This window comes from Allocoleopsis sp., assembly GCF_036703385.1.
Taxonomy (GTDB): domain Bacteria; phylum Cyanobacteriota; class Cyanobacteriia; order Cyanobacteriales; family Coleofasciculaceae; genus Allocoleopsis.
Genome location: NZ_DATNPA010000508.1, coordinates 1 through 8,451, shown reverse-complemented (window position 1 = coordinate 8,451; position 8,451 = coordinate 1). Strand labels below are relative to the sequence as shown.

The following is an 8,451-nucleotide window of genomic DNA, read 5'->3' as shown; positions in this document are numbered from 1 at the left end:
TTTCAAGAATTCACGCCCATATCTTGGTTCAGGGAAATACTTACTTTATTGAAGATTTGGGGAGTGCTAACGGAACCTATCTCAATGAATCACTGTTGCAATCTCTAACTCAGCATAAGCTGAAGCTAGGAGACAAGATAGACCTCGGCAAAGAAAACCAAGTAACCTTTTTGTTTCAACTCTCAAACAACACTCCTCCGGTTACCAGCAAGGCGGAAGAGGAAGAAGAGCATGTGGCTCTTTTCACCAAGCTTGTTGGATTAGCTCTAATGCTTGGAGGTCTTGCATTTTTGAGTTACAGCGTTGTTTTGGGTACTTTTACAATTCTGTATCTTCCAGCTATGGGTTCTGTTCTGTTAGTTATAGCCGGAGTTCTGACCTTAACTTATGGTCGTGCCAATCGTAACCTGGGATGGATTTTAATTACGGTAGGCGTTGTGATGGCTTTTCTCAGCGGTGGCATTGTTTTGCAGTCCATGACTCTTCTTTCTTTTCTTCTGGCGTTTGGGGCAATCTCTGCTGGATATCAGTTATTTACCGCTGGGAAAATTTTGAACTACAACCTGTTCGACCTTAAAAAGATGTTCAAAAATTAACTAGGATGGGTTGAGATACAAAACCCAATATTTGCAATGTCTTGATGGGTTTCGCTTACGCTCTACCCATCCTACGAATAATCATAAAACCTACTTAGTAGCCAACTTAGCGAGATATGAATATGGATAACTCGGAACAGGATTTAGCAGCCCTAATTTCAAAAATTAACCAGCTTGAGGAACGGCAAAATATTACGGCGAAGTATGCGGTAGGGGTTAAACGCCAGTTAGATGAACTGCTTGGGAAATTTAATAACCTACAACAGCGCTTTGAGCAGCAACTAGCTTCGAGTCAAGGGTTGAATGATATTACAACGACTAACGGAATAGCATTTAGCACGATAGCTATAGTAGATTCTGGGGCTGATAGTACCAACAGCCGAATGCTTACCCAAGTAACTGATGTAATACTTCCCACATCAGTTGAAGCTGAAGTAAATACTGAGGTTGAATCAGAGTTGAGTCACTCAGCTGAAGTTGAATTGAATACTGATGTTGTTGAAGTTGAACCAGAAGAGGACACTGCTGCTACTCAACAGGAGGAATTTTCTACAGCTTTCAGTGATGAGGAATTCAAGCTAGAGAGAATGATGTGGCTGCTCAAAAGAATCTATGCGGATGAAGAAGGGAGTGAGGATACACCTATCTATGCTGAAGAATTTTGGCAGCAGTATAATAAGGGAGAAAGAGATTTCACAGGTGTTAACATAGCTGGAACTAATCTGAATAGCTCATCTCTGTATTCTGCCAATCTAAGTAAAGCAAATCTGAATGGAGCTAACCTGAGGAATGTTAATTGGAGCCGACTCAATCTGATGGGTGCCAGCTTCAAGGGAGCTGATTTGAGTAATGCTCAATTACACAATGCGAATCTCAGAGAAGCTAACTTAGATGATGCGAATTTGAATAGAGCTAAATTTTATCAATCCAACTTAGAGATGGCAAACCTTAAACAGGCAAATCTCAATGGGGCAAATTTGAGGGATGCGAAGCTAAACAGTGCAGACTTAAGCCATGCCAATCTTAGTAATGCAGACTTATTCGAGGCCAACCTCGAAGGGGTAAACCTTCAGGGAGCTAATCTTAAGCAAGCGCTTTGCACTAGAAAAACAATTTTTCCCATAGATTTTGACCCTGTTAAAGCTGGTGCTTATTTGATTGCTCCGAATGCCTCACTCCACAGTGCGAAATTAGCTGGTGCTAACTTAAGTGGTACAGATCTGAGTGAAGCAGTCTTATGTGGGGCTGACCTCACTAAGGCAAATTTGGAGAGCGCAAAACTCCTTCAGACGAATTTGAGACAAGCCAACTTGAGCGAGGTAAATCTTAACTGTGCCAACCTGACAGCGGCAACTTTATGTGGAGCAAACTTGACTCAGGCAAACCTTTCATATGCGAACCTAAGTGCAGCTGACCTAAGGCAAGCTAATCTGAAAAACGCACAATTTAGATCTGCCAACCTCAGCGGCACTAACCTATCTGACTCAAATCTACTTGGTGTATCCCTAAGCAATTTGAACTTGAGTGGGGGAAATTTGAGCAACGCCAACCTCTGTGCATCTGACCTTCGTTCAGCAAACTTAAGTCAAGCAAACCTCACTTCAACCGACTTGCGCGGGGCAGACTTGAGTGGCGCAAACCTAGAAAAAGCTAACCTAAAAGATGCAAATTTGGATGGGGCAAAACTTGAGGGGGCAAAGCTCAGTGGCACAATTATGCCCGATGGCACAACTCACGAGTAACCTTTGCTTAGTTTCTGAGTCAGCGCTGATAGCTTAGTAGCTTTATAGAAGAAAATGCGATCGCATCCCCGCACCCAAAGGAGCGATCGCATTTTTAGTCAAAAATTCCACGAGCTGCATTAGGTAGTCCCACGTTTTTCAATTTCTTCTATGACAGCAACTACGTTTGCAATCCCATCTTCGGCTCGGATTTTCGCCCCCAGATTGGCTGCGCGTTGACGCATCGTTTGCTCGGTCAAAGCGGTTTGAATCGCTTGTGCCAGTCGTTCAAGGGTTAGTTGCTTGCGTGGAATCGGTTCCGGCCCAACTCCTAATTCCGCTACACGCCGTCCCCAAAAGGGCTGATCGCCAAAGAAGGGAATGATAATCGAAGGAACGCCTGCCCTGAGTCCGGCGGCGGTTGTTCCAGCACCCCCGTGATGCACAACAGCCGCGACACGCGGGAAAAGCCAGGAATGGGGTACGGAATCTACCAAGTAAACGGTACTCGGTAAATTATCTTTACGCAAACCACTCCAGCCAGAGAGCATAATCGCACGTTGTTGCGTTCGTTCCAGAGCTTGCAACACTAAATCGGCGGTTTCTTCTGGATTCCGACTGACCATACTCCCAAACCCGATATATACAGGAGGTGAACCCCCTTCTAGAAACTCCATCAGTGCTGAGGGTGGCTTCCAATCAGGTGCTGCATCTAAAAACCAATAGCCAGTGACATGAGTATTATTCCAATCAGACGGTTTGGGAATCACAGATGGGCTGAAACCATAGAGTGTTGGGTAGCGATGGAGATGGGGGGAATTGTAAGAGCCGAAAAATGGGGTTGGAGGTAAGTCAAGGACTTCTTGTCGCGCCACCTGATCAGCACTTCGGACTCCCTGCCACAAGATCTGTTGGGTCAAATGATGTGACCAACGATTAAACCAACCTCCGAGTCTAGCTAAGGACTGGGGAAAAAGGATACCGGGAAATGCTGTGGTAGGCGTAAAGGGAAAGACATGGGCTTGAAGTAGTGGCAGCCCCAACTTTTCTGCTAATGAAAGACCAATGTATAGTCCTCCAGCGCCTACCAGCAACAAATCCATTTCCTGACAGGCGACTAAACCTTCCTTCGCCCAACGGATTGCTGCTCGTTGGGCTTCTTTTGCTGTGTACGACGTAATGGCGAGGAAATTCCCTTTCTCCAAAAGCTCGCGCATTTCTTTGCTTTCAACAATTTCTTGCACATTACCTGGAACAGCCCAAAACTCCAAACCCTGTGAAGTAGCCAGGTTTTCAAAGTTTTCATAGGACAGTAAGCGCACAGTGTGACCTGCTTGTTGTAAGCCCTTTCCTAAAGCCACATAAGGTTGAACATCACCTTGACTTCCCGAAGCAATGATAGCGATACGCATCACTGAGACTCCTGTTCCGTGTGATTGGTGGCTATAGCAGTTCTCAGTTGCATGAGGTACATCAGAATAACCTAACCCCCAACCCCTTCCCTACGTTAGCGTTAGCGAAGCGATTCGCGATAGCTTTCTTAGCGGCACGAAGTGCGGGAAGGGGAGTAAGAATCAAAGCCTCTCTCCTACAAGGAGAGAGGTTTTCCAGAGAGGTCAGAGTGTACCTGATCCAATCGAGAAGGGCTATATTGCTTGAGCTGTTAAAATGACATTAAGGTCAATTTGATGTTAGTGTCATTTTGATGAAAGTGTCAACCTTAAGGTACGATTAAGACTATGACTCTCTTTGTACCGCCCTATGAAGCCATCTCGTCGAGCATCAATTGGTTTAGAAAAACGGGAACGGACACGAGCGAGTCTGATTGAGGCAGCCTATAGGGTATTTGCTCGAAAAGAGGCGGATGCTGTGACGATTGACGACATCATTGCGGAAGCATCTGTTGCCAGGGGAACGTTTTATAACTATTTCCAAACACGAGAGGATGTGCTTAAAGCTGTTGCTGCATCCTTGAGTGATGAGATGAATCAAAAGATTTGGGCACAATCTGTGGGCATTGATGACCCTGCTGAACGAATGGCGATCGCAATTCGCCAATTTCTGCACCAAGCGATTCGAGATTCCACTTGGGGATGGTTCATTGTCCGAATTGGATTAGTAGCAGCCCCACTGAGTGAAACGATAGAAAGAGGCGTGATGACGGACTTGGAGGCAGGTATCCGACTGAACCGTTTTCAGGTTGATAGCGTACAGGCAGCGATCGATCTGATTTTAGGAACAGGGCTGATGGCAATGCGTAGCATTCTGGAAGGACATACACCGCCAGATCATCCTGAGCAAATCGCTAAAATCATTCTCAAAACATTGAGTGTTGCTGAGGCTGAGGCTCATGCAATTGCTTTCAAACTTCTATAGTTAGCTGGCGGAACTTAGGAAAAACATTTTTTCACTGTAAAAAGAATGCAAAACGAAAATGAGCGAATCGTCATTGAACATCAGTTGATTGTAAAGGACGATAAGGATACGATCGAATTTGTGCCAGGTGTTTCAGCAATATACCGCTGTTCTCATCGATTTGAACCTCTATCAGCCCCTTTTTCTGAAAGCTTCATTGGCTTTAGTTACTACGGATTGTGAAATCTAAAGGGTGAGCTAAACCACTAAACTTATCACTTGAAAGCATTTAGAAAATCTGGCGTGCTAATCCAATAAACAGGAGCTGATAAAATGTTGAAGTGGCTGAACGATTGGCGAAGAGCGATCAGCAGAGGCAAGCCTGCTGTCGAGGAGCAACCCCCTCAACCTCCTACAACCTTTCTTCACCCAGCACCCAGAGAAACCGTTGCCCAAACATTACCCTATCAGATTGCAGTTGATCCGCTAGAATCTAGCTTGTTTTATCGATCGCTCGAGGGAAAGATTGTAAGCCGATCATTAGCCTCTGGCGCAATCCAGTGGCAATCTGAAGCATCTGGCTATCCGTTACGAGTAACCGATCAAATCCTTTGGGCAGTGCAAAGTGACGCAATTTCGGCATATTCGATAACGGATGGTCAACTGCTGATGCGATCGAATCCGGTGTGGCTACCCGGTGAAGTCATTCACTCACTATGTGATTTATCTCAGCAAACCTTGCGGATCGATCTACTTTGTGTTCACCGTTGGATGGGAGGAACTCCTGTGCCTAACCCGTACCATGAGGATTCAGCAGCTTATCAAATTAGTCTTATTACTGGAGCAGTCATTGAGATATATCAGTTCAACAATGATCTGGGTGAAAAGGCTCGTTATCATTGGCCTAATTTGCAAGCAGTCCAGGGGCAAGTCTATCCAAAGGTTTCTGGTGAGCAGCTTTTGAAAATAAACGTTGCTGAAAGGCTTTCTGAATCTGCTCAGTTGCACACCGCTTCAGTAATCATTCACAACTACTACACTAAAGGTAGAACTCAAAGGATTGTATTAAGTGTCTTTAGTAACCAACCGCCCTATTCAAAACAGTGGGAAGCCATCATAAAAGAATTTTGGCAGGAACTGCCGCATTGCTAACTCTCATAATGCGCTCTAGTTGTTAGCCACATTTGCGCCGGAATTGAGAATAAAGCCTCTCTAATTCTGGAAGAGAGCGCCTTTAGTTAGAGGATAAAATTCTCTCAAAAAAGGCTAAAGATTTATTCTTTCAATCAAGAAATAGCATCAACGATCTAAGCTAAATGGCGTACCCACTTTCAGAGTATTGGCGGAGTGAGAGCGCTAGATTAAGCCAGTAACATATATTTACAGACGCAAATTGAAGGAATAAACATGTTCTACTCTGAGTACTTGTCTCTAAACCTTACCGCTTCAAAAGGTTGTGTAAACGTTGGTAGTCCTCAGGAAATGTCCTGGAATAATGTCAGATTACTTATCACCCAAGATGGACTCACCAGTGTTCAGACTTTAGCAGGTGGTGTTGAAAAGATAGAAGAGCATTTAAATAATCAGTTAACCCGCTATAGAGAGCAAGGTTGGGAACCGATTAAGGTTGAAAGACCGGAAGAAAAAAGTCAAACTCGTTATCCTAAAAATAGCATCCATTGCCTGCTCAAGCGCTCAATCAGTTTGCAGCCTAGGAATCGCTTTAACCAGCTAGGCAAAAATTCAACTCAAATCGGTCAAAATTTATCAATTGGAGCTTAAGGCATCGGTGATCTATTTAAATGATTGCTGAAGCTGGAGTTGTAGAGGTTGCGCGGGGTTGATGAGAACGCCTAAATGACTACGCTTCCCTGGTATTGCCGAGTCAGAGACTGATGAAACGGAAGGCCACAGCATGGAGCGACTACCCATAGGCAAGGTGTCGAGACTAGCGGGATTTTGAGTGAGCCAAATCAAGGGCAGATTGGATGGAGCATCCATCTCAGCCTCTTCTCCAGCCGTCGTTTCAGCAAGGACTTCTAAAACCACTTGATTGCCATGCACTAACCCTGTCTTGGGCGTCCAAAGTTTCACGTTTAGCTGACTACGCATCGCATAGAAGTACATCGACGCAGCCGCAATAACGGCCTGCTCAAAGTCGTCGGGACGCCAAGCTGTCGAGCTATCCAAACAGATAATAATTTCTTGAGAGCCAGTGAAGACCTCTAATTCACGCACCTGTAGTTCACCGTAACGGGCGCTAGTGCGCCAGTGGATGAGGCGGATGGGGTCGCCGACCCGGTAGGGTCGCAGTCCTCTGGTCAGGTCTTCTGTGGCACCGTGAGAACGGCGATCGCTATAAAATTGAGCACTATCTTCTCTACCCATTTCATCCACTAAGGGACAATGGGTGAGCGGTAAAACAGTAGGATAGACAATTGCTCTGGCTGGCGCTTGCCAACTGCGACGACACCAAAATAATCCTAAAGGTGTTGCCGTTCTGAGCTGCACTTCGTGCCACCGATAGATACCTCGTTTTTGGGTGGGATAGTAGTAAACCCAACGATGGACGCTTTGAGGCGCGATCGCTTCTACTGAGGTTTGCTTCGGTGCCCCTAGTGTGGATTGTAAAACGTCCCGAACTTGCAGTAAGGTTTTGCCCTTAGGGGCTTGATTTTCGATTTCTAATTCAATGCTGAGTTCGTCGCCTGCACTTACGGGTGCGATCGCACGTCGGCGTATCTGAATTAACTTGAGCGATCGCGCTGGCAGGACAGCCGCTAGCACCAACAGCGCAAAGATCAGACCACTGAGTACATAGAGCCACCCTGCCATTGTATTGGTGGCAGCTCCAAAAAAACTGAGCGCGATTCCTGCTAACAGGCAACCGGCATAGGCGGGAGTTACCCAGTGAGTTTCGAGCCAGTCATTGGTGCGATCGATGATTTTCATACTTCATCCATCCTGGCTTTACATTTCTTTACTATTGGATTCAAGGCGTTGGCACCTCCCATCTGAATTGTTATGCGATCAAATTCAGGAAGAAGCTATTCCTCTTTTGATCTAGTAGAGAACTCCGTCTTAAGGGTGAGGCTTATTCTACCCCCAGAATGAGAATCCTGAACTTCAAAAATTTTAACCTTTTATTAAGTGAATTTCCTTAACCCTTTTTAAAATTCCTTACTTATCAGTGGGGCATCTAGAATAGTTTAAGCCTGTAACGTATATAGCTTAAATATTCTAAATTTAATTTTTTTATCTTTATTAATTAAAAATTATGTCCCTTGCAGGTTATTTAACAGACTTTCCCTTAATAGAAATTCTTCAGTTGATTGAGAGAGGGAAAAAAACAGGATTGTTAACGCTTTCTATGGAACCGATAGGCAAAGCGAAGCCAGTGCCAGTTTTTTATATCTCGGTGTATCGAGGTCGCCTTGTAGCGGCAGCTAGGCAGTTAGATAATCGAGGCTTAGTGAAGCTGATTCATCAACGCCAGTGGCTCAGCTCTCGTGTAGCTTCTAAACTAGCTCAGTTGTGTCCTACTCATAAAGCACTCGGCTTGCACTTGAAAAATTTGGGAATCTTAAGAAACTCTCAACTTAAACAACTATTTTTCCTTCAGGTATTGCAGCCAGTGGGTGCCTGGTCTCAACTCCAAAAGGGCCAATTTAGATTTGACCAAAATGTTCCTTTACCCATGCGAGAAATGACTGGCTTGAGTATATCAGCAGGAGCCGTAAAAGTTTTTTCTCCTCCTAAACGGAAGTTGCCCCTGGCGG

General features: G+C 45.0%; 9 protein-coding genes. 7 read left to right on the top strand and 2 right to left on the bottom strand.

Features of this window, described 5'->3' with window-relative positions; translation table 11 throughout:
• Both V6C93_RS24885 and V6C93_RS24880 read left to right on the top strand, forming a co-directional pair.
• Positions 1 to 596 (top strand): FHA domain-containing protein (locus V6C93_RS24885; RefSeq protein ID WP_333479360.1); only part of this gene is annotated, 596 nt, incomplete at its 5' end.
• 122 nt (positions 597 to 718) lie between these two features.
• On the top strand, positions 719 to 2,338 hold the full coding sequence (locus V6C93_RS24880; protein ID WP_333479359.1) for a pentapeptide repeat-containing protein: 1,620 nt from the start codon (positions 719 to 721) through the stop codon (positions 2,336 to 2,338).
• Between the two features lie 119 nt (positions 2,339 to 2,457).
• Here V6C93_RS24880 and V6C93_RS24875 read toward each other — a convergent pair whose 3' ends face one another.
• Positions 2,458 to 3,729, bottom strand: coding sequence for a glycosyltransferase (locus V6C93_RS24875; protein ID WP_333479358.1), 1,272 nt, complete (start codon positions 3,727 to 3,729; stop codon positions 2,458 to 2,460).
• A 349-nt stretch (positions 3,730 to 4,078) separates the two neighbouring features.
• Between V6C93_RS24875 and V6C93_RS24870 the strand changes: the two genes are divergently transcribed.
• The 4 genes from V6C93_RS24870 (at position 4,079) to V6C93_RS24855 (ending at position 6,454) form a co-directional block, all read left to right on the top strand.
• Positions 4,079 to 4,693, top strand: coding sequence for a helix-turn-helix domain-containing protein (locus V6C93_RS24870; RefSeq protein WP_333479357.1), 615 nt, complete (start codon positions 4,079 to 4,081; stop codon positions 4,691 to 4,693).
• Positions 4,694 to 4,738: 45 nt separating this feature from the next.
• Positions 4,739 to 4,915 carry a hypothetical protein gene (locus V6C93_RS24865; RefSeq protein ID WP_333479356.1) on the top strand — a complete coding sequence of 59 codons (177 nt, stop codon included), beginning with the start codon at positions 4,739 to 4,741 and terminating at the stop codon, positions 4,913 to 4,915.
• A gap of 90 nt (positions 4,916 to 5,005) precedes the next feature.
• Positions 5,006 to 5,824, top strand: a complete 819-nt coding sequence (locus V6C93_RS24860; RefSeq protein WP_333479355.1) for a hypothetical protein — start codon at positions 5,006 to 5,008, stop codon at positions 5,822 to 5,824.
• A gap of 255 nt (positions 5,825 to 6,079) precedes the next feature.
• Complete coding sequence (locus V6C93_RS24855; protein ID WP_333479354.1) at positions 6,080 to 6,454, top strand: hypothetical protein; 375 nt, start codon at positions 6,080 to 6,082, stop codon at positions 6,452 to 6,454.
• 12 nt (positions 6,455 to 6,466) lie between these two features.
• On the opposite strand, the gene V6C93_RS24850 is transcribed toward V6C93_RS24855, so the two are convergent.
• Positions 6,467 to 7,624 (bottom strand): DUF58 domain-containing protein, encoded by a 1,158-nt coding sequence (locus V6C93_RS24850; protein ID WP_333479353.1) that lies wholly within the window; start codon positions 7,622 to 7,624, stop codon positions 6,467 to 6,469.
• A 325-nt stretch (positions 7,625 to 7,949) separates the two neighbouring features.
• Between V6C93_RS24850 and V6C93_RS24845 the strand changes: the two genes are divergently transcribed.
• A partial coding sequence (locus V6C93_RS24845; RefSeq protein ID WP_333479352.1) for a DUF4388 domain-containing protein occupies positions 7,950 to 8,451 on the top strand: 502 nt, incomplete at its 3' end.

Bases quoted from the DNA above. Each gene is read 5' to 3' on its own strand.
- V6C93_RS24850 (WP_333479353.1), bottom strand. From the start codon at position 7,624: ATGAAAATCATCGATCGCACCAATGACTGGCTCGAAACTCACTGGGTA.
- V6C93_RS24865 (WP_333479356.1), top strand. From the start codon at position 4,739: ATGCAAAACGAAAATGAGCGAATCGTCATTGAACATCAGTTGATTGTA.
- V6C93_RS24860 (WP_333479355.1), top strand. From the start codon at position 5,006: ATGTTGAAGTGGCTGAACGATTGGCGAAGAGCGATCAGCAGAGGCAAG.
- V6C93_RS24875 (WP_333479358.1), bottom strand. From the start codon at position 3,729: ATGCGTATCGCTATCATTGCTTCGGGAAGTCAAGGTGATGTTCAACCT.
- V6C93_RS24855 (WP_333479354.1), top strand. From the start codon at position 6,080: ATGTTCTACTCTGAGTACTTGTCTCTAAACCTTACCGCTTCAAAAGGT.
- V6C93_RS24880 (WP_333479359.1), top strand. From the start codon at position 719: ATGGATAACTCGGAACAGGATTTAGCAGCCCTAATTTCAAAAATTAAC.
- V6C93_RS24870 (WP_333479357.1), top strand. From the start codon at position 4,079: ATGAAGCCATCTCGTCGAGCATCAATTGGTTTAGAAAAACGGGAACGG.